The sequence below is a fragment of the Sphingomonas sp. 37zxx genome (assembly GCF_000786205.1).
GTDB lineage: Bacteria > Pseudomonadota > Alphaproteobacteria > Sphingomonadales > Sphingomonadaceae > Sphingomonas.
The window spans coordinates 89,383-108,472 of the sequence record NZ_JROH01000004.1; the positions used below are offsets into that span (position 1 = coordinate 89,383).

Sequence of the window (19,090 nt, forward strand, 5' to 3'; positions counted from 1 at the left end):
GGCCGATGGCGACGGAGTGTAGCCGCCCTCCCCACTGCCCCTCTCCCCGGCCCTCTCCCCTACAGGAGAGAGGCAGTTTGCTATTTCGCTTCGGTCATCCCGAGGATCCGCTTGGCGATCACATTGTTCTGGATTTCGGTCGATCCGCCATAGATCGACACCGCCTTGCCCCACAGCCAGGTGCGGGTCTGCGCGAGTTCTTCCTCGCTGAACCCCTCACCTTCCCAGCCCAAGCCCTGCATCCCCATCACTTCGATCGCGAGTTCGGCGCGGTCCTGGGTGATGCGCGCGCCGACATTCTTCATGATCGACGACGTCGCCGACGGCCCCGAATTGGATTTCGATTCGAGCGCGGCCCGGCGCAACGTGAGGGCAAAAGCGCGCACATCCATTTCATGCCGGATGATGCGGGTGCGAAGGTCGGCATCGCTCAGCCGCCCGACATCGTCGGCTCCGCGATAGTCGAGCGCCATCTGCCCAAGTGGCGTTCCCGCGAACAGCCGGCTGGCGCTGCCGCCACCCGACAGGCTCGACCGCTCATGCTGGAGCAGGCGGGTGCCGATCTCCCATCCCTGCCCCTCGGTGCCGACCAGATTGGCCTTGGGCACCTTCACATCGGTGAAGAAGGTTTCGCAAAAGGGCGATTGGCCCGAAATCAGCCGGATCGGCTTGGTCTCGACACCGGGGGCATCCATGTCGATCAGCAGGAAGCTGATGCCGGCATGTTTGTGAGCCTTGTCGGTACGGACCAGCGCAAAGCATTTGTCGGCCCATTGCCCGCCCGAGGTCCAGGTTTTCTGCCCGTTGACGACATAATGATCGCCCGCATCGACCGCCGAGGTCTGGATATTGGCAAGGTCCGACCCGGCATTGGGCTCGGAATAGCCCTGGCACCAGCGCACCTGCCCGCGCGCGATCGCCGGGATATGCTCGGCCTTTTGCGCCTCGCTGCCATATTCGAGCAGCGTCGGGCCGAACATCATCACGCCCATCCCGCCGATCGGGTTCCACGCCGCGGCGCGCGCCATCTCCTCTTGCAACACGCGCGCCTCGGCCCGACTGAGCCCGCCGCCGCCATATTGGCTGGGCCAGGTCGGCACCCCCCAGCCCTTGTCACCCATCGCCGCTTTCCAGCGGAGTTCGGCTTCGCTGGCTTCGTCGGGGCCGTCGACCGCCGACATCGGGTTTTCCTTACCCTTCAGCTCAGCGGGAAAATTCGCGGCCAGCCATGCGCGGGCCTCGGCGCGGAATGCGGCGGTCGGATCGGTCGCGGTGTCGATTTCGGGTGCGGTTGCCATGATGCCTCTCCTCGTATCGGATGCTTGTAGCAGCTTTACGAAGATCGGGTATGGTTTTCGAGCGGGTTTTTGGACGGTAGCTGCAAAATGCCCGATCGACTTGTGGGGAGGCTATCCACTTTTCGACGTTCGGACATCGATTGTGGGGCTATGCGGATTTCGAAGAATGCGTATGGGTCACTCGATCTTTTTCCACTGCTTTCCACCGAAAGGCACTGCATGACCCCATTGCGCGACATTCTGGCCCAGACAACGCCGATCGACACCGGTTTTGCCGCCACGATTCCCGCCAGTTGGATGCAGGGGCGCACCGCCTATGGTGGCCTGTCTACCGCATTGGCGCTGCATGCCGCCCAAACGCTCGAACCCGATCTGCCGCCGCTGCGATCGGCGCAGGTGAGCTTCATCGGACCGCTCGCCGGCGCGGTCAGCGTCACCGCGACGAAGCTGCGGCGCGGGCGCAACGCCGCCTTCATCCAGGCGGATGTGACCAGCGAAGCCGGACTGGGGCTGCGCGCCACTTTCGTATTCATGGCGGCGATCGAGTCGCGGGTGGCGCATGATGCGGCGGAGCGCGCGCCGCGCACCCCGCCGGGTGCCGATGCGAAGCCGCACAGCGGGCCGGATCATTTCTTCACCGGCAATTTCGAGTATCTGGATGACAAATCGGCGCTGGCACCGGCGGAATGGCTGCGCTGGCTTCGCTTGCGCGAGCGGGGTGGCGTCGATCCGCTGGTCGAGCTGCTGGCGATTGGCGATGCCTTGCCGCCGGCGGCGTTCCGGCTGTTCGATGCGCCGGTGCCGATCAGTTCGCTTAGCTGGATCGTCAACATCCTGACCCCCGCCCCGGCCACCGATGACGGCTGGTGGTTGCTCCACGCCAAGGCCGATCGCGCGGTCGACGGTTATTCGAGCCAGCGGATGACGATCTGGAACGCGGCGGGCGAACCGGTGGTCGAGGCGATGCAGGGGGTGGCGATTTTCGGGTGAGCGCGCCCTGCGCCCAAAAGCGCCAAAGGCTTGGCAGGGACGCGCCCGCGTACTAGACCAAAGGGAACCACCCAACCCGAAAGCGAAAACCAGCCTTGACCGACGAGACCGTCCTCGCGGACCCTTCCGATATTTCCCCGATCTCGATCGTCGACGAGATGAAGGCGAGCTATCTCGACTATGCCATGTCGGTCATCGTCGCGCGCGCGCTGCCCGATGTGCGCGACGGGCTGAAGCCGGTCCACCGCCGCATCCTCTATTCGGCGTATGAAAGCGGCTATGTCGCGGGCAAGCCGTATCGCAAATCGGCGCGCATCGTCGGCGATGTCATGGGTAAATATCACCCGCATGGCGACAGCTCGATCTATGACGCGCTGGCGCGGATGGCGCAGGATTGGTCGATGCGGGTGCCGCTGGTCGACGGTCAGGGCAATTTCGGGTCGATGGATCCCGATCCGCCTGCCGCGATGCGCTACACCGAGTCGCGCCTTGCCAAGGTCGCCAATGCGCTGCTCGACGATCTCGACAAGGATACCGTCGATTTCACCCCGAACTACGATGGTTCGGAAAGCGAGCCCTCGGTCCTTCCTGCGCGCTTCCCCAATCTGCTCGTCAACGGCGCGGGCGGTATCGCGGTCGGCATGGCGACCAACGTGCCGCCGCATAATCTGGGCGAAGTGGTCGACGCCTGCATCGCCTATGTCGACGCAGCGACCGGCGGCGAGCCGCTGACCACCGAAGCGTTGCTCGACATCGTTCAGGGGCCGGATTTCCCGACCGGGGCGATCATCCTGGGGCGCGCGGGCATCCGTTCGGCGTTCGAGACCGGGCGCGGATCGATCATCCTGCGCAGCCGCCACATCCTGGAGCAGCGCGGCGAGCGGCGCTCGATCGTGCTTACCGAAATCCCGTTCCAGACCGGCAAGAACGGACTGGTCGAAAAGATCGCCGAAGCCGCCAAGGACAAGCGGATCGAGGGCGTCAGCGACATTCGCGACGAATCGAACCGCGAGGGCGTTCGCATCGTCATCGACCTTAAGCGCGATGCCACCGCCGATGTCGTGCTCAACCAATTGTGGCGGCACACCCCGGCGCAATCGAGCTTTTCGGCCAACATGCTCGCGATTCGCGGCGGTCGCCCCGAATTGCTGAACCTGCGCGACATTATCGACGCCTTCGTGAAGTTCCGCGAGGAGGTGATCACCCGCCGGTCGAAGTTCGAACTCGCAAAGGCGCGGGACCGGGCACATCTGTTGCTTGGCCTGGTCGTCGCGGTCACCAATCTTGACGAGGTGGTGAAAATCATTCGCGGCTCGTCTAGCCCCGCCGAAGCGCGCAACAAATTGCTGGTGCGCGAATGGCCGGTCGCCGAGATCGCGCAATATATCAAGCTGGTCGAAGCGGTGGAAACCGAGATTTCGGGCGACACTTATCGGCTGTCGGACCTGCAGGTCCGCGCGATCCTCGACCTGCGGCTGCATCGCCTCACCGCGCTGGGGCGCGACGAAATCGGCAACGAGCTGGCGGCGCTGGCGGCGGTGATCACCGAATTGCTCGCCATCCTGGGTGACCGTGCCAAGCTGTATGCGGTGCTGCGCGAAGAACTGGTCGAGGTGCGCGCCGCCTTTGCCACCCCGCGCAAGACCGAGATTGCCGCCGCCGCCGACGGCATCGACGACGAAGACCTCATCGAACGTGAGGAAATGGTCGTGACGGTGACGATGGAGGGCTATATCAAGCGCACCCCGCTCGCCACCTTCCGCGCCCAGGCACGCGGCGGCAAGGGTCGCGCCGGGATGGCGACCAAGGACGAGGACGCGATCACCAATTTGTTCGTCACCTCGACGCACACGCCGGTGCTGTTCTTCTCGACCGCGGGCAAAGTCTATCGGATGAAGGTGTGGAAGCTGCCCGAAGGCGGCCCGGCCACACGCGGGCGCCCGATGGTGAACCTGCTGCCGCTGGCCACCGGCGAGACGATCTCGACCGTGCTGCCGCTTCCCGAGGACGAGGAGGAATGGGCAAAGCTCGGCGTGGTGTTCGCGACCGCCAGCGGCACCGTTCGGCGCAATTCGATGGATGCGTTCACCAACGTGCCCACCGCCGGCAAGATCGCGATGCGCTTCGAGGATGACAGCAGCGACCGGCTGATCGGCGTCGCGCTGCTCACCGAGGGCGACGACGTGCTGCTCGCCAGCCGCGAGGGCAAGGCGATCCGCTTCGCCGCGACCGACATCCGCGAATTCCAGAGCCGCACCGCCACCGGCGTGCGCGGCATGACCCTGCGCGAGGGCGATGAAGTCATTTCGGCATCGATCCTTCACCGCGTCGGCACCACGCAGGAGGAGCGCGAGGAATATCTGCGCTTCGCACCCTGGAAGGCCGCGCGCGAAGGCGAGATGGAAGATCGCGAGCGCTTCGATCTGATGGCGCAATCCGAACAGTTCATCCTGACGGTGTGCGCCAATGGCTATGGCAAATTGTCGTCGGCTTATGAATATCGCCGGATCGGGCGCGGCGGTCAGGGCGTGACCAATATCGACAATATCGCGCGCAACGGCCGCGTCGTCGCCAGCTTCCCGGTGAAATTCGGCGATCAGTTGATGCTCGTCACCGATCAGGCCAAGCTGATCCGCATTCCGATAGAGCGGCGTTCGGTGGGCGAAGATGCCGGCGGCAGCGACAATGGCCTGCGCGTCATCGGTCGCGGATCGGCGGGCGTTCGCCTGTTCAATGTCGCCGCGAACGAACATGTCGTCGGCGTCGCGCTGATCGACGAGGAGCCAGCGCCCGAGAACGAGGCCGAGGAAATGATCGCCAGCGAGATAGCCGACGCCCCTGCCGCCGATCCCGACAAGGCGATCACGCTCGACGACGGCACCGGCCCCGACACGATCAGCGAGACCATCCCCGAGGACGACGACGACATCGACGACGAGGCATGAGCGATACCCCCATCACCGCGTACAAAGTGCTGACCGGCGAACAGATGGCGGCGCTAGAAGCCGATAGCTTCGCCGGCGCGCCGGTCGATATTGCCGATGGCTATATCCATCTGTCGACGCAGGCGCAGTTGACCGAGACGGTCGAAAAGCATTTCGCCGGCCAGACCGACCTGCACGTCGCGGCGGTCGATCTGGCGGCGCTGGGCGATTCGGTGCGGTGGGAGGAAAGCCGCGGCGGCGCGCTGTTTCCGCATATCTATGGCCGGCTGCCGCTCGAAGCGGTGGTCGCCTATGGCCCGCTCGAACGACTGGGTGACGGCACGGTGCGGCTGCCCGTTACCGGCTAGCCCGCGTGAAGGGACGGGCAATCGGGGTCGCCCCGCCCTTTGCCCCCCCTGTCTTTGATCGCCGCTATCGCTTATCGCCGACCGACCAGGTCAGCGCAGAAGGACGAGCCCATCACCGTGAGCGGCGAATACGATATCCATATCATCGGCGGCGGGCTCGCCGGGTCCGAGGCGGCGTGGCAATTGGCCAATGCCGGTTGGCGGGTCAAACTCTCCGAAATGCGCGGCGGTGGCGACGGCACGCCGGCGCACCAGACCGACTCGCTTGCCGAACTGGTCTGTTCGAACAGCTTTCGATCGGACGATGCCGAGCGCAACGCCGTGGGGCTGCTGCACGCCGAAATGCGCGCGCTGGGTTCGATCATCATGGCGCAGGCCGACGCGCACCAAGTTCCCGCAGGATCGGCGCTGGCGGTCGATCGCGACGAATTCGCCGCATCGGTCACCCGCGCACTGACGGCGCACCCCAACATCAGCATTGTGCGCGAGCGCGTCGACACGCTTCCCACCGACGGCCCCGCAATCATCGCCACCGGCCCGCTGACCGCGCCGATCCTGGCCGACAGCATCGCCGGCGCGACCGGCGCCGATGCGCTGGCGTTCTTCGACGCGATCGCGCCGATCGTCCATGCCGAGAGCATCGACATGAGCATCGCGTGGAAACAGTCGCGCTGGGACAAGGCGGGGCCGGGCGGCGACGGCAAGGATTATATCAACTGCCCGCTCGACAAGGACCAGTATCTCGCCTTCCACGCCGCGATGATGGCGGGCGAGAAGGCGTCGTTCCGCGAATGGGAGAATGTCCCCTATTTCGACGGCTGCATGCCGATCGAGGTGATGGCCGAGCGCGGGCTCGACACGCCGCGCTTCGGGCCGATGAAGGGCGTCGGGCTCGACGATCCGCGCACCGGGCGCTGGCCCTATGCCTGTGTCCAGCTTCGCCAGGACAACGCATCGGGCACGTTGTGGAACATGGTCGGCTTCCAGACCAAGCTCAAGCACGCCGAACAGGTCCGCATCTTCCGCACCATTCCCGGCCTGGAAAACGCCGAGTTCGCGCGGCTGGGCGGGCTGCATCGCAACACCTTCATCCGCTCGCCCGATCTGCTCGATCGCACGCTGCGGCTGAAGTCGCGGCCCAATCTTCGCTTTGCCGGGCAGATCACCGGGTGCGAAGGCTATGTCGAAAGTTCGGCGATCGGCCTGCTCGCGGGCCGCTTTGCCGCTGCCGAACTGGCGGGCCAGACGCTCGCGCCGCCGCCGGTGGAAACCGCGTTCGGCGCGCTGCTGGCGCACATCACCGGCGATGCCGATGCCGCGACCTATCAGCCAATGAACGTCAATTTCGGGCTGTTTCCGCCGATCGTCTATGAGGGCAAGAAGATCAAGAAGCCCGATCGCAAGCTGCTGTATACGGCGCGGGCGCGCGAAGCCTTTGCGCGCTGGGTGCCCGACAACGCGCAGGCGGTTGCCGCCGAATAGCCGGCGGGATCAGCTCTCCTCCTCCGTCGCTGCCGCCGGCGGACAATTTGCCGGGCGCGTTGGTGCCTTGCGCTTGACCGCGGTGGTCGCGAACTCGGCGCGGGTCAGTCCGCCCGAGCGGTCGCGATCGGCGGTGGTGAATTTGGTGGTGGTCTTCACCGCCCATTCGTCGAACGAGAGGCGACCGTCGCCATTGGTGTCGAGCTTGGCAAAGGCCTTGCGGCGGCTGGCCAGATATTCCTCGCGCGTGATCCCGTCGTCGCGATCCTTGTCATAGCGATCGAAGCGGCGCTGCTCGCGCGTCTTGGGTGTCGCTTCGGCCACGCGATCGGGCAGCGGCGCGCTATCGGTGCCGGCGACGCCCGAGGCTGGCGGCGGCGGCAATGCTATTTCCTGGCTGGCGCTGCCCTGGAACAGGAACATCCCCGCCATCGCCAGCGCCAGCGCGGCGGCAGCCCCCACGAAATAACGCCACATCGGCCCTCTCCCCCCAGCCCCGTTTTCAACCCGAAGGCTAGCCGCTTCACCGGGGCGAACAAGCCCCTACCGACCGGTCAGCCGATGCCATGCCAGCCGCGCGACCCGGCGCGGGGTGGCCGCCGGCAGCGGCATGGCGGGTGCGACGCCAAGGTCCATCGCCGAGCGATGCGCCAGCGCGCCAAGACTACGAAGCGATCGCGGCCAGCGCTGGCCAAGCGCCGCAGCGAGTGCTTCGCCAGCTTCGGCGCGAGCAGCCTGCGCAGCCACCGGATCGGACAGCTTGCGCGACAAGTCCGCCAGCGCCCAGCCACGCCCGGCATCGCCGGTGGCGAAATCGGGGTTGCCGGACAGCCGCGCCGCAAGCGCGAACAGTAGCGCGCCGCGCTGCCGGGCATAGGCCGATCGCACCGAAGGATCGGCAGGATCGCCCTCCCCGAGGGTTTCCCATCCCTCGACCAGCGCCGCCAATTCGGTGCCACGCACCCCCAACGGCACGATCCGATCGGCCAGCACGGTGAGCACCGGCATTGCCGGGGCCGGCGATTCGTCCAGCCGACACAGCGCCTGATGCCACCAGGTCAGCCGCATCTGGACGAGCATGGCATCGCGCGACGCGCGCAGGACATCGGCCAATGCGGCATCCAGATCGAGCAACGCAGCCAGCGCCCCGCGCGCGGCAGCATCGGGGCTGTACGACAGGATCAGCGCCAGTTCGGCTTCGGCGGCGCGCACCTGACGGATCGCGTCGCCTTCGCGGGTTAGGTTTGCGTTTACCATATGCCTTCAATCACATTTATCGCTTGAGCCTGCATAGGCTTCGCTTGGAATTCGATGTCAAACGAAGGCGATGCATGACCAATCAGCGTAGCAGGGCAGCGAGGATGGCCAAGGGGTTTCTCGCCCGGCTTTCCAGCGATACGCGGGCCAATGTGATGGCGATCGTCGCGGCCAGCATGGTGCCGCTGATCGGCATGGTCGGCGGCGGTTTCGACCTGTCACGCATGTACATCGTCAAGACGCGGTTGCAGCATGCCTGCGACGCCGGTGCCCTTGCCGGGCGCAAGGCAATGGGCGGCGGCACCTGGACCCAGCAGAGCAACACGCCGCGCGCCGAGGCGATCCGCTTCTTCGAAGCCAATATCGCCGACAATGCCTATGGCGCGCAGCAGATGACCAAGAACTTCACCGAAAATGCAGGCAAGGTGACCGGCACCGCCTCTGCGGTACTGCCGATGACGCTGATGCGCGTGTTCGGCGAGACCCAGTCGACGCTCACCGTGCGATGCGATGCCGAGATGCGGTTGCCCAATACCGATGTGATGTTCGTGCTCGACGTGACGCTTTCGATGGCGTCGAAGGCAGTCAGCAGCGATCCCGACACCAAAATCGCCAGTCTCCGAACGGCAGTGAAGTGCTTCTATGAAATCGTCGCTCGCCTCGACACGCCAGCGACGTGCGTCGGCGGCGCGCCGTCGGGCGGCACCGGCAACCAGGTGCAGATTCGGTTTGGGTTCGTTCCCTATAATATGAACGTCAATGTCGGCCGCCTGCTGCCGACGTCGTATTTCAATGATCGCTGGACCTATCAGTCACGCCGGGCGGTGCGGACGGGCAACCAACAATTTTCACACTGGGTCTATGAGGCAGTCGAGCACCCGATCGCCGGCCTAAAGAATGGTGCGGGATGGAACGCCAGTCTGCAGTTGCCGCTGGGCAGAAATGGCACCAACCGCACGATCGCCTGGGACGGCTGTATCGAAGAACGCCAGACCGTGTCTGGCACAAATTTCAATCCGATCCCGTCGGGTGCGATCGATCTCGACATCGATCGGGTTCCCAATTCAAGCGACAGCCGTTGGGGGCCGTCGCTGCGCGATGTGATCTACACGCGCGATGCCAACAATGCTTACACCCGTAATCCTGTGACAACCTCGGCAGAGCTTCGATCTTATCACAACTATTTTTGCCCGACCGAGAGCCGCAAGCTGCAAAGCTGGACCAATCCGGCGAATTTTTCGAGCTATGTCGACACGCTTCAGCCCAATGGGAACACCTATCACGACATCGGCTTGCTCTGGGCAGCCCGGCTCATGTCGCCGACCGGCATCTTTGGATCTGAGAACGCCCTGACGCCGGCCGGCGGCGAAATTGAGCGCCATATGATCTTCATGACCGACGGCGACACGTCGACCAACAATATCAATTATTCGGCATATGGCGTGCCCTGGTATGATCGTCGCAACGTGGCGAACCCAGGCAATGTTGGCAATAATTTCAATGCGGAAGTGAACGCCCGTTTCAGCGCTCTTTGTCTCGCTGTTCGCAACAAGAACATCACCCTGTGGGTGATTTCCTTCGGCAACGGTTCGAACAGCGCAACCGAAACCCGGCTGTCGCAATGCGCGACGCCTGGCCGCTATTTCGTGGCGCGTAATTCGGCTGCGTTGCAACAGACGTTCAAGTCGATCGCCGACCAGATTTCTGCGCTGAGGCTAACCGAATGACGCCCCGCACCCGCTCGCCGCTGACCCGCCTGCCGGTTTCCGATCGTCGCGGTAGCACGATCGTGGAATTCGCCATCATCGCGCCGGTATTGTGCCTGATCCTGCTCGGATCGTTCGAGGTCGCGCACACGCTGTATATGCGCGGCGCGTTGCAGGGCGTGTTGCAAAAGATCGCTCGCGACAGTTCGCTCGAAAGCGGGACCGAAGCGGAACGCATGGAAGCGCTCGACGCGCAAGTGACCCAAAGCGCGCTGGGGCTGGCCAACCATGCCGAAGTCGACATCACCCGCCGCTTTTACCGCACCTTTTCCGAAGCGGCGGCGGCACATGCCGAGGATTGGGACGATACCAACGGCAATGGTCGCTGCGACAATGGCGAGCCCTATGAGGATGCCAACCATAACAATGTCTGGGACGCCGATGGCGGCAGCGAAGGCCAGGGTGGCGCAAAGGACGCCGTCGTCATGACCGTGAAGGTCAGCTATCCCTCGATGTTCCCGCTGCGGAAGCTGCTGGGCAAGGCGGCAGCCGATACGTCGGTCACCGCCGCCACCGTGCTGCGAAACCAGCCCTATGGCGACCAGGGCAGTTTTGCCCAGCCCGTTTCCAGAAATTGCCCGGCATGATCCGCCGCCTCCCCCGATCAATGCTTCGCGACAAGCGCGGCGTCGCGCTGATCGAATTTGCGCTGTCCTTGCCGATTTTGGTGCTGCTGGGTTTAGGCGGGGCCGAGGCGACCAATTACATCATCACCCGGATGCGCATCAGCCAGATCGCGCTGCACCTGGCCGACAATGCCGCCCGTATCGGCACCGGCAGCCCGATGCAGGCCAAGACGATCAGCGAAGTGGACATCAACGATCTGCTGACCGGCGCGGATTATCAAGCGGGCGAGTTGGGCCTGTACACGCGCGGGCGCGTGATCGTTTCGAGCATCGAACAGGATCCCGCGAATGTCGGGCGTTTCCGCATCCGGTGGCAACGCTGCAGGGGCGCGAAAACCTATGATTCGCCGTATGATAACCAATTGACCAACCTGCTCGGCGTGGGGCCTGGCCCTGCGTCGCGCCAGGTGCGCGCACCCGTCGACGGCGCATCGATCTGGGTCGAGGTCTATTATGAATATCGGCCGCTGGTGATGGCAAGCTATGCCCCATCGCTGACCATGATCGAAACCGCATCGATGATGGTGCGCGATCGCCGCGCGCTCGACGTCGGCACCAACGGCATTGTGCAGGTGTCGGGCGAAACCCCGGCCACCTGCACCTGATGCTTGCGGCCCTCCCGCGATCGGGAGGGCCGTGGCTTACGCCTTGTACGTCACCTTCTTGACAGCCGCGACCACGCGGGTCGCATCGATCAACGCCAGCTTTTCGAGGTTGGCGGCATAGGGCAGCGGCACGTCTTCGTTGGCGACGCGCAGCACCGGGGCGTCGAGGTCGTCGAAGCCCTGCTCCATCACCACCGCCGCCAGTTCCGACGCGATCGAGCAGGTCGGCCAGCCTTCCTCGACCACGACCATGCGATTGGTCTTCTTGAGGCTTTCGAGCACCGTCGCGGTGTCGAGCGGGCGCAGCGTGCGAAGGTCGATCACCTCGGCGTCGATCCCCTCGCCCGCCAGCGTCTCGGCGGCTTCGAGCGCGAGCCCGACGCCGATCGAATAGCTGACGATCGTCACGTCCTTGCCCGCCTTCATGATCCGCGCCTTGCCGATCGGCAGCACGAAATCGTCGAGCTTGGGCACGTCGAAGCTGCGACCGTACATCAGCTCGTTTTCGAGGAATACCACCGGATCCTGGGTGCGGATCGCAGCCTTCAGCAAGCCCTTGGCATCGGCGGCGTCGTAGGGCGCGATCACGATCAGGCCCGGAACGCTGGCGTACCAGGGGCCGTAATTCTGCGAATGCTGCGCGCCCACCCGGCTGGCAGCGCCGTTGGGACCGCGAAACACCACCGGGCAGCGCATCTGGCCGCCCGACATATAATTGGTCTTGGCCGCCGAATTGATGATGTGGTCAATCGCCTGCATCGCGAAGTTGAACGTCATGAATTCGACGATCGGACGAAGCCCGCCCATCGCCGCGCCGGTGCCGATGCCGGCAAAGCCATATTCGGTAATCGGCGTGTCGATCACGCGCTTGGGGCCGAATTCCTCGAGCAGCCCCTGCGTGACCTTGTACGCGCCCTGATATTCGGCGACTTCCTCGCCCATCACGAAGACCCGGGGGTCCGCGCGCATCTCTTCGGCCATCGCGTCGCGCAAGGCTTCGCGGACGGTGGTCTTCACCATTTCGGTGCCGGCGGGGATTTCAGGCTGCTGGACGCCGGCCTTTTCCGCCGACTGGGTGAGCTGCGTCGTGCCGGTTTCCTTAGGCTCGGGCGCGCCGCCACCGGCGGTAATCGGCTCGACCGGAGGAGTGGGAGCGGCTGCGGGCTTGGGAGCAGGCGCGGCGGATGCGTCCTCCCCTTCCTCGGCGATCATTGCGATCACCGTGCCGACCTTTACGCCGTCGGTGCCCTCGGCAATCAGTATCTGCGAGACGATACCTTCGTCGATCGCTTCGAATTCCATCGTCGCCTTGTCGGTTTCGATCTCGGCGAGGATGTCGCCCGATTTCACCGCGTCGCCTTCCTTGACCAGCCACTTGGCCAGCGTGCCCTCTTCCATCGTGGGCGACAGCGCCGGCATCTTCAGTTCGATCGCCATCTCAATATTTCTCCACCAGGACGTCGGTGTACAGTTCGGCCGGAGCGGGCTCGGGGGTCGATTCGGCGAAATCAGCCGATTCGTTCACCAGCTTGCGGATCGCCTGTTCGGTCGCCTTCAGTTCAGCCTCGGTGACACCAACCGCCACCAACTCGCGCTTCAACGCCTCGATCGGGTCGGAATTGTCGCGCATCGCCTGCACTTCGTCGCGAGAGCGATATTTCGCCGGGTCGGACATCGAATGGCCGCGATAGCGATAGGTCTTCATCTCGAGGATGATCGGCCCCTTGCCCGCGCGGACCCAGGCAAGCGCCGTCTCAGCAGCCGCACGGCAGGCCAGCACGTCCATGCCGTCGATCTGCAATCCGGGAATGCGGAAGCTTTCGCCGCGCTTGTACAACTGGTCCTCTGCCGAAGCGCGGTTGACCGAGGTACCCATCGCATATTGGTTATTTTCGATCACGAAGATGATCGGGAGCTTCCACAGCTCGGCCATGTTGAAGGTTTCGTACACCTGGCCCTGATTTGCGGCACCGTCGCCGAAATAGGTCAGGCAGACGCCGCCATCCTCGTCATATTTATGCTTGAACGCGAGGCCCGCGCCGAGCGACACCTGCGCGCCGACGATGCCGTGGCCGCCGAAGAACTTATGCTCGGTCGAAAACATGTGCATCGACCCGCCCTTGCCGCGCGAGATACCCGCAGCGCGTCCGGTCAGCTCGGCCATGATCACCTTGGGATCGATGCCATAGGCAAGCATATGGCCATGATCACGATAGCCGGTGATCACGCTGTCCTTGCCCGGCTGCAACGCCGACTGGAGCCCGACCGCAACCGCCTCCTGGCCGATATACAGATGGCAGAAGCCACCGATCAGGCCGAGGCCGTAAAGCTGCCCGGCCTTCTCTTCGAAGCGGCGGATCAGCAGCATCTGATGATAGAATTCTAGAAGCTCTTCCTTCGAGGCTTCATAGCGCGTCGGCTGTTCAGGCCGCTCGCGATTGGGGGTTGCGGGTTCGCTGTTGGCGGTACGCGCCGGTGCCTTGGCCACGATAGGAATAACCTCGTTCCTGGGGAGCGGGAAGTTGTGCCGGGGGCTATAAGCGTGTTTGCCGGAAATACGCAACGCCGTAGGGGCAATGAAGCCGGTAATCCGGCCTACGGGGCGCGAAAATCGTGGATAGTTCAGTCGGTAGTCGCCGTTCGTCACCCCGCATTTGGCCGGGCAAACCCGCCAGAGGTGCAGCGCGCCGGAATCCGTGACGGCAGATCAGTTCAGCGGGACGATGATCTCGTCAGGATGCGCGACGTTCAGTTCGCGGCGGACCAGTTCATCGACCATGTCGGGGTTGGCCCCGCGCTGAGGATCGAGCAGCCGCACCTCGTTCCGCAATTCGGCGCGCCGTTTTTCGAGCGAGGCGAATTCGACCTCCTTGCGCTCGATCTCGCGGGTATATTCGCTAAAGGCCACGACGCCATTGGGGCCGAGCACCGCGTAATAGCCGAAAAAACCCATGAAAATGATGGCGAGCGCCGGCATGCCGGCGCTCTGCAACATCAACTGCAGCTTGGATTTAGGGGCGACGCGGCGCATCGCGCAGCTATCGCCCCTAAACCATCACGAATCAAGCAAAGTTGCGAAGGATGTCGCGGCCGGCATAGCGCGCCGAATCGCCCAATTCTTCCTCGATGCGGATCAACTGGTTGTACTTGGCCAACCGGTCCGACCGCGCCAGGCTGCCGGTCTTGATCTGGCCGCAGTTGGTGGCGACCGCGAGATCGGCGATCGTCGTATCCTCGGTCTCGCCCGAACGATGCGACATCACCGCGGTGTAGCGCGCGCGATGCGCCATGTTTACGGCTTCGAGCGTTTCGGTCAGCGTGCCGATCTGGTTGACCTTCACCAGCAGCGAATTGGCGAGGCCACGCTGAATACCGTCGGCCAGCCGCTCGGGATTGGTGACGAACAGGTCGTCACCGACGATCTGCACCTTGGCCCCCAGCTTGTCGGTGAGCAGCTTCCAGCCGTCGAAATCATCCTCGGCCATCCCGTCCTCGATCGACAGGATCGGGTAACGGCCCGCCAGATCGGCGAGATAGTCGGCCATTTCGCCGGGGCTCAGCGTGCGGCCTTCGCCGGCCAGCACATAATTACCGTCCTTGAAGAACTCGGTCGCGGCGCAATCGAGCGCGAGCATCACGTCCTCGCCGGGGCGATAGCCAGCCTTTTCGATGCTCGACATGATGAAATCGAGCGCCTCGGTCGCGCTGGCGATATTGGGCGCGAAGCCGCCTTCATCGCCGACCGAAATCGACAGACCCTTTTCGGACAGCCCCTTCTTGAGCGTGTGGAAGATTTCCGCCCCGCAGCGCACCGCCTCGGCAATGCTGTCGGCACCGACCGGCATCACCATGAATTCCTGGAAATCGATCGGATTGTCGGCATGCTCGCCGCCATTGATGATGTTCATCATCGGCACCGGCAGCAGGCTCGCGCCGATCCCGCCGACATAGCGATACAGCGGCAGGCCGCGCGCTTCCGACGCAGCCTTGGCCACCGCCAGGCTGACGCCCAGGATCGCATTCGCGCCCAGCCGGTGCTTGTTGGCAGTGCCGTCGAGCTCGATCATCGTCTGATCGACATCGGCCTGATCCTCGGCCTCCATCCCGAGCACCGCTTCAGCGATCTCGGCGTTGACGGCTTCGACCGCCTGGGTGACGCCCTTCCCCATCCAGCGATCCTTGTCGCCATCGCGGCGTTCGACCGCCTCATGCGCGCCGGTCGAGGCACCTGAAGGAACGGCGGCGCGACCGAAGCTCCCATCTTCGAGCAGAACGTCAACCTCAACGGTTGGATTGCCTCGGCTATCGAGGATTTGGCGTGCATGGAGGTCAATGATTGCGGTCACGTAACGGTCTCCCTATGTCGATTGGGACCAGAATGGCGCGGCAGCCTCTATCGGGTTCGGGGTCGGCGGGCAATTCGCGAGCGTGATGGAACCGCGACGGCGCCCTGCGGTTCTTCGTATGAACGACGGAGGATGATTTTATGGTAGACAACACACTCGGCAGCCAGCCTGTCGGATTTGAACCACCCAAGGCCAGCACGGCCAATGGCAATGCGGGCAATACCGGCGGCGAAGCGGCCAGTTTCGAGCCTAGCCCCAAGCTGGAAACTGCGGGCAACGTCGATTTCCATGCCGCTTCGGACAGCGATTCGAGCGACGCCAAGCGAACCGCCGCCGAAACCATCAAGGGCGAAGCAAGCAAGCTGGGGAGCCAAGCCGCGGAAAAGGCGCGGTCGTTTGCGGGCGATGGCAAGGCCAAGGCTTCGGGTGCGCTGGATGAATTCTCGCGCATGATGAGCGATGCCGCCGATACCGTCGATGAGAAGCTCGGCGCGCAATATGGCCAATATGCGCGTTCGGCAGCCGACCAGATCGGCGGCTTCGCCGAAACGCTGCGGAACAAGGAAGTCGACGAGTTGATCGAGGACGCCCGCGTATTCGTGCGCAAGAGCCCTGCGATCGCAATCGGCACCGCAGCGGCACTTGGTTTCGTGCTGGCGCGAGTCATCAAGGCCGGGGTCGATGACATATCGGGCTCCAGCGACACCAATCCGGGCGCGTGATTCGCGTAGCCGTATCGCAACCCGACAGGAGCATGATGTCGAGCAATGACCCCGATCAGCCCGGCGTCGCGACTCTGGTCGCGCGCACGGTCGAAGACGCCAAACGCTGGAGCCGGGCGGAAATCGCCTATTACAAGGCGTTGGCGGGGGATCGTGGCAAGGATGTCGGCACCGGCATGGGGCTTGGCATCGCCGCGATCGTGCTGGGCCAGGCTGCGTTGATCGCGGCACTGGTCGGCATTGTCCTGACGCTGTCGCCGCTCATCGGACCCGGCTGGGCGACGTTGGCCGTCGTGCTGGCAACGCTGGCGCTGGCCGGGCTGCTGGCCTGGATGGCGGTGGGCAAGATGCGCCGTGCCACGCGCCCGGTTTCGGACATGACATCATGAGGGCAAAAGTGGCCTTGGCGCGCCGAGAAGCCGACGCCGCCAAGGCAGTGATGATGGCCGATGTCGAGGCGGTACGCCATGCGCTTACCCCTGCCGTCATCGCCGGGCGCGCAAGCGTTCGGGCGGCGACGGCAGTGGATAGCGTCAACCGCGAGATCAGGGCGCGGCCCGGCGTGGTCGCTGCTGCACTTGGCCTGATCTGGCTGCTGGCGGCGCGTCATCGCCTGTCGCGAATGCTATGTCGCACCAAGCCCGTCGCGCCGACCGACCTGAACCCCCAATTCCCCCCCATCAGCCCGCAAGTTGCGGGACAGGAAGGAATATAATCATGACCACCCACGACAGCTCGATCGTCGATCGGACCAAGGAAGTCGCCGCACAGGCACTCGACACCACCAAGCAGAAGACCAGCCTGGCAGTCGGCAAGACCCGCGAGGTCACGTCGCATGCCTATGACAATACGCGCAAGACTGCGGGCGATGCCGCCCATCAGGCGGCCGATGTGATCAAAGCCAATCCGCTGGCCGCGCTGGTCGGCGGGATTGCGGTTGGCGTTGCGATTGGTGCGATGCTGCCGAAGACGCATGCCGAGGGCAAGCACCTTGGCCCGATCGGCAAGCGCCTCACCGATTCGGCTGCCGCCGCTGCTCGCGCCGCACGCGACCAGGGCCGGCAGGAGCTGAGCGGGCTGGTGCCCGACAAGAGCAATGCCAAGGAAAAGGCCGGATCGGTCGTCGAAGCGGTGATCAAGGCGGCCCGTAGCGGTGCCAAAAACGTCTGATTTTGCGGCAACGCAGCATCTGACGGGTTGAGGATTTCGCCCCGTGCGGTATGCGCGGGGCGAAACTGCAACTAATCGGAAGGCCGTGGACGATGAGCAAGCTGCATCTGGTATTCGGCGGCCGCGTGGCCGATCCGCGCACACTCGATTTCAACGATCTGACGACGATCGACATCGTCGGCGTGTTTGCCGATTATGCCAGCGCCGAAAAGGCATGGCGCGGCGCGGCACAGCGCACCGTCGATGATGCCGAGATGAAATATGTCGTGGTGCATCTGCACCGCCTGCTCGAGCCCGACCCCGAACTGGCTCGCGGCGCGTAATCGCGGCGGGGAACGGGTGGGCCTCAGCGCCCGCCCCTCCCGTAGCCAGTGCCTCAGATCAGGCTCCGCGCCACTGCCATGCCAGCAACGGACGAACCAGCGCGACACCGGCGATGAAGCCGCCCACATGCGCCGCCGCGGCGATGGGGCTATCGGTGCCAAGGCTTAGGAAACCGATCAGCAGGTTGATCGCGGTCCAGGCACCGACCAGCCACAGCATCTGCACGATGCGCGGCGAAAACGGGCCGATCGCCCCCGTCCGCTGGCGACCATAGAGCATCGCATAGGCACCGACGATCGCCGACACCGCGCCGCTGGCACCGATCATCGGCGAGGTCGATACCGGGTTGATCAGCCAGTGCATCGCGACCGACGCCACCGCGCCGATCAGATAGAGCGTGACCAGTCCGCGCGTCCCGATCGCGGTTTCGGTCGCCTGTCCGACGATCAGCAGCATCACCATGTTGAACAGCAGATGCGCGATACCGCCGTGGATCAGCGTCGCGCTGAACGGCGTCAACCAGGCGGGCAATAGTTGCACCGCGTCGAGGAAAGTCGCCTGGCTGCCGAAACGCGCGGGGATGAACCCTGCATAGACCGACACATAATCGAGATTGCCGGTCAGGATCAGCGTGAGGCTGCAAAAGGCCGTCACCGCCGCGATGGCAGCGGTGCCGGGTGCCTTTTCAAACATGGGTGTCAGATAAACTCGATCTTCGACACCACATAATAGCGATCGCCCGACGGCACCGTGACCTCGACCTCTTCATCGACCTTGCGACCGATCAGGGCACGGCCCAGCGGCGAATTATAGCTGATCCGCCCGGTCTTGGCATTGGCCTCGGTCTGGCCGACGATCTGATACTTCACCGGCTTGGCATTATCGTCGAGCAACGTCACCGTCGCGCCGAACACGATCTTGTCGCCCGAAAGCTCCTTGGGATCGATGATCTGCGCGCGGCTCAGTTTGTCTTCGATGTCCGACAGCGACGCTTCGATCTGGCCCTGGCGTTCCTTGGCGGCGTGATATTCGGCATTTTCCGAAAGGTCGCCATGCGCGCGCGCTTCCTCGATCGCATCGACGATCAACGGGCGTTCGGCCTTCAATCGCTTCAGCTCGACGCTCAGGGTCTCATACCCTTCGGCCAGCATCGGCATCTTTTCCACCGTCGCCATGTCGTCAATCCTTGATAAGTCGCTTATCGCGCGATCC

21 protein-coding genes are annotated in these 19,090 nt (G+C 64.1%); 12 read left to right on the forward strand and 9 right to left on the reverse strand.

Annotated elements, in window-relative coordinates:
* Nucleotides 1–80: 80 nt before the first annotated feature.
* Nucleotides 81–1,298, reverse strand: coding sequence for an acyl-CoA dehydrogenase family protein (locus tag QU44_RS02490; RefSeq protein ID WP_033919877.1), 1,218 nt, complete (start codon nucleotides 1,296–1,298; stop codon nucleotides 81–83).
* Nucleotides 1,299–1,517: 219 nt separating this feature from the next.
* Here QU44_RS02490 and QU44_RS02495 point away from each other — a divergent pair, with 219 nt between their 5' ends.
* The 4 genes from QU44_RS02495 to trmFO all read left to right on the forward strand — a co-directional run bounded on the left by QU44_RS02495 (nucleotide 1,518) and on the right by trmFO (nucleotide 7,062).
* Entirely contained in the window at nucleotides 1,518–2,288 is a 771-nt protein-coding gene (locus tag QU44_RS02495) for a thioesterase family protein (protein ID WP_033920016.1), read from the forward strand.
* A gap of 95 nt (nucleotides 2,289–2,383) precedes the next feature.
* Complete coding sequence (gene gyrA / locus QU44_RS02500) at nucleotides 2,384–5,233, forward strand: DNA gyrase subunit A (protein ID WP_033919878.1); 2,850 nt, start codon at nucleotides 2,384–2,386, stop codon at nucleotides 5,231–5,233.
* The gene (locus tag QU44_RS02505) at nucleotides 5,230–5,580 is read left to right on the forward strand and encodes a DUF952 domain-containing protein (RefSeq protein ID WP_033919879.1); all 351 of its coding nucleotides are present in this window, start codon (nucleotides 5,230–5,232) and stop codon (nucleotides 5,578–5,580) included. Before gyrA ends, QU44_RS02505 begins: the two co-directional genes overlap by 4 nt.
* A 117-nt stretch (nucleotides 5,581–5,697) precedes the next feature.
* Nucleotides 5,698–7,062, forward strand: a complete 1,365-nt coding sequence (trmFO, locus tag QU44_RS02510) for a methylenetetrahydrofolate--tRNA-(uracil(54)-C(5))-methyltransferase (FADH(2)-oxidizing) TrmFO (RefSeq protein WP_033920017.1) — start codon at nucleotides 5,698–5,700, stop codon at nucleotides 7,060–7,062.
* 9 nt (nucleotides 7,063–7,071) lie between these two features.
* On the opposite strand, the gene QU44_RS02515 is transcribed toward trmFO, so the two are convergent.
* Together QU44_RS02515 and QU44_RS02520 are read right to left on the reverse strand one after the other, a co-directional pair.
* Nucleotides 7,072–7,539, reverse strand: coding sequence for an EF-hand domain-containing protein (locus QU44_RS02515; protein WP_033919880.1), 468 nt, complete (start codon nucleotides 7,537–7,539; stop codon nucleotides 7,072–7,074).
* A gap of 66 nt (nucleotides 7,540–7,605) precedes the next feature.
* Nucleotides 7,606–8,319: a hypothetical protein gene (locus QU44_RS02520; protein WP_052134262.1), complete on the reverse strand. Its 714-nt coding sequence runs from the start codon at nucleotides 8,317–8,319 to the stop codon at nucleotides 7,606–7,608.
* A gap of 104 nt (nucleotides 8,320–8,423) precedes the next feature.
* On the opposite strand from QU44_RS02520, the gene QU44_RS02525 reads away from it, so the two are divergent.
* The 3 genes from QU44_RS02525 to QU44_RS02535 are packed head-to-tail and all read left to right on the forward strand — an operon-like array spanning nucleotide 8,424 to nucleotide 11,316.
* On the forward strand, nucleotides 8,424–10,046 hold the full coding sequence (locus QU44_RS02525; protein WP_033919881.1) for a Tad domain-containing protein: 1,623 nt from the start codon (nucleotides 8,424–8,426) through the stop codon (nucleotides 10,044–10,046).
* Nucleotides 10,043–10,672 (forward strand): TadE/TadG family type IV pilus assembly protein, encoded by a 630-nt coding sequence (locus QU44_RS02530; protein WP_033919882.1) that lies wholly within the window; start codon nucleotides 10,043–10,045, stop codon nucleotides 10,670–10,672. The genes QU44_RS02525 and QU44_RS02530 overlap by 4 nt, the downstream gene beginning before the upstream one ends.
* Nucleotides 10,669–11,316, forward strand: a complete 648-nt coding sequence (locus QU44_RS02535; protein WP_033919883.1) for a TadE/TadG family type IV pilus assembly protein — start codon at nucleotides 10,669–10,671, stop codon at nucleotides 11,314–11,316. The genes QU44_RS02530 and QU44_RS02535 overlap by 4 nt, the downstream gene beginning before the upstream one ends.
* A gap of 36 nt (nucleotides 11,317–11,352) precedes the next feature.
* Here the strand turns inward: QU44_RS02535 and QU44_RS02540 are convergent, their stop codons facing one another.
* The 4 genes from QU44_RS02540 to eno all read right to left on the reverse strand — a co-directional run bounded on the left by QU44_RS02540 (nucleotide 11,353) and on the right by eno (nucleotide 15,662).
* Nucleotides 11,353–12,753: a pyruvate dehydrogenase complex E1 component subunit beta gene (locus QU44_RS02540; RefSeq protein WP_033919885.1), complete on the reverse strand. Its 1,401-nt coding sequence runs from the start codon at nucleotides 12,751–12,753 to the stop codon at nucleotides 11,353–11,355.
* A gap of 1 nt (nucleotide 12,754) precedes the next feature.
* Nucleotides 12,755–13,804: a pyruvate dehydrogenase (acetyl-transferring) E1 component subunit alpha gene (gene pdhA, locus QU44_RS02545; protein WP_033919886.1), complete on the reverse strand. Its 1,050-nt coding sequence runs from the start codon at nucleotides 13,802–13,804 to the stop codon at nucleotides 12,755–12,757.
* Between the two features lie 219 nt (nucleotides 13,805–14,023).
* Nucleotides 14,024–14,293 (reverse strand): FtsB family cell division protein, encoded by a 270-nt coding sequence (locus QU44_RS02550; protein ID WP_231621582.1) that lies wholly within the window; start codon nucleotides 14,291–14,293, stop codon nucleotides 14,024–14,026.
* 85 nt (nucleotides 14,294–14,378) lie between these two features.
* Nucleotides 14,379–15,662: a phosphopyruvate hydratase gene (eno, locus tag QU44_RS02555; protein ID WP_033919888.1), complete on the reverse strand. Its 1,284-nt coding sequence runs from the start codon at nucleotides 15,660–15,662 to the stop codon at nucleotides 14,379–14,381.
* A 140-nt stretch (nucleotides 15,663–15,802) separates the two neighbouring features.
* Here eno and QU44_RS02560 point away from each other — a divergent pair, with 140 nt between their 5' ends.
* The 5 genes from QU44_RS02560 to QU44_RS02580 all read left to right on the forward strand — a co-directional run bounded on the left by QU44_RS02560 (nucleotide 15,803) and on the right by QU44_RS02580 (nucleotide 17,877).
* A complete protein-coding gene (locus QU44_RS02560; protein ID WP_231621583.1) occupies nucleotides 15,803–16,384 on the forward strand; it encodes a hypothetical protein in 582 nt (193 codons plus the stop codon).
* Between the two features lie 35 nt (nucleotides 16,385–16,419).
* Nucleotides 16,420–16,773: a phage holin family protein gene (locus QU44_RS02565; protein ID WP_197054228.1), complete on the forward strand. Its 354-nt coding sequence runs from the start codon at nucleotides 16,420–16,422 to the stop codon at nucleotides 16,771–16,773.
* A gap of 14 nt (nucleotides 16,774–16,787) precedes the next feature.
* On the forward strand, nucleotides 16,788–17,099 hold the full coding sequence (locus tag QU44_RS02570; RefSeq protein ID WP_033919890.1) for a hypothetical protein: 312 nt from the start codon (nucleotides 16,788–16,790) through the stop codon (nucleotides 17,097–17,099).
* Between the two features lie 2 nt (nucleotides 17,100–17,101).
* Nucleotides 17,102–17,554, forward strand: coding sequence for a hypothetical protein (locus QU44_RS17345; protein ID WP_052134263.1), 453 nt, complete (start codon nucleotides 17,102–17,104; stop codon nucleotides 17,552–17,554).
* A gap of 92 nt (nucleotides 17,555–17,646) precedes the next feature.
* The gene (locus QU44_RS02580) at nucleotides 17,647–17,877 is read left to right on the forward strand and encodes a DUF4170 domain-containing protein (protein ID WP_033919894.1); all 231 of its coding nucleotides are present in this window, start codon (nucleotides 17,647–17,649) and stop codon (nucleotides 17,875–17,877) included.
* Between the two features lie 58 nt (nucleotides 17,878–17,935).
* Here QU44_RS02580 and QU44_RS02585 read toward each other — a convergent pair whose 3' ends face one another.
* Entirely contained in the window at nucleotides 17,936–18,571 is a 636-nt protein-coding gene (locus QU44_RS02585; RefSeq protein ID WP_033919899.1) for a rhomboid family intramembrane serine protease, read from the reverse strand.
* 5 nt (nucleotides 18,572–18,576) lie between these two features.
* Nucleotides 18,577–19,053, reverse strand: coding sequence for a transcription elongation factor GreA (greA, locus tag QU44_RS02590; RefSeq protein ID WP_033919904.1), 477 nt, complete (start codon nucleotides 19,051–19,053; stop codon nucleotides 18,577–18,579).
* Nucleotides 19,054–19,090 lie beyond the last annotated feature (37 nt).

Excerpts from the sequence above, each read along its gene's own strand:
- QU44_RS02520 (WP_052134262.1), bottom strand. The coding sequence starts at position 8,319 with ATGGTAAACGCAAACCTAACCCGCGAAGGCGACGCGATCCGTCAGGTG.
- QU44_RS02540 (WP_033919885.1), bottom strand. The coding sequence starts at position 12,753 with ATGGCGATCGAACTGAAGATGCCGGCGCTGTCGCCCACGATGGAAGAG.
- QU44_RS02585 (WP_033919899.1), bottom strand. The coding sequence starts at position 18,571 with ATGTTTGAAAAGGCACCCGGCACCGCTGCCATCGCGGCGGTGACGGCC.
- QU44_RS02580 (WP_033919894.1), top strand. The coding sequence starts at position 17,647 with ATGAGCAAGCTGCATCTGGTATTCGGCGGCCGCGTGGCCGATCCGCGC.
- QU44_RS02530 (WP_033919882.1), top strand. The coding sequence starts at position 10,043 with ATGACGCCCCGCACCCGCTCGCCGCTGACCCGCCTGCCGGTTTCCGAT.
- QU44_RS02505 (WP_033919879.1), top strand. The coding sequence starts at position 5,230 with ATGAGCGATACCCCCATCACCGCGTACAAAGTGCTGACCGGCGAACAG.
- QU44_RS17345 (WP_052134263.1), top strand. The coding sequence starts at position 17,102 with ATGACCACCCACGACAGCTCGATCGTCGATCGGACCAAGGAAGTCGCC.
- QU44_RS02535 (WP_033919883.1), top strand. The coding sequence starts at position 10,669 with ATGATCCGCCGCCTCCCCCGATCAATGCTTCGCGACAAGCGCGGCGTC.
- QU44_RS02550 (WP_231621582.1), bottom strand. The coding sequence starts at position 14,293 with ATGCCGGCGCTCGCCATCATTTTCATGGGTTTTTTCGGCTATTACGCG.
- QU44_RS02525 (WP_033919881.1), top strand. The coding sequence starts at position 8,424 with ATGGCCAAGGGGTTTCTCGCCCGGCTTTCCAGCGATACGCGGGCCAAT.
- QU44_RS02560 (WP_231621583.1), top strand. The coding sequence starts at position 15,803 with ATGGTAGACAACACACTCGGCAGCCAGCCTGTCGGATTTGAACCACCC.
- QU44_RS02490 (WP_033919877.1), bottom strand. The coding sequence starts at position 1,298 with ATGGCAACCGCACCCGAAATCGACACCGCGACCGATCCGACCGCCGCA.
- QU44_RS02495 (WP_033920016.1), top strand. The coding sequence starts at position 1,518 with ATGACCCCATTGCGCGACATTCTGGCCCAGACAACGCCGATCGACACC.
- QU44_RS02565 (WP_197054228.1), top strand. The coding sequence starts at position 16,420 with ATGTCGAGCAATGACCCCGATCAGCCCGGCGTCGCGACTCTGGTCGCG.
- greA (WP_033919904.1), bottom strand. The coding sequence starts at position 19,053 with ATGGCGACGGTGGAAAAGATGCCGATGCTGGCCGAAGGGTATGAGACC.
- QU44_RS02515 (WP_033919880.1), bottom strand. The coding sequence starts at position 7,539 with ATGTGGCGTTATTTCGTGGGGGCTGCCGCCGCGCTGGCGCTGGCGATG.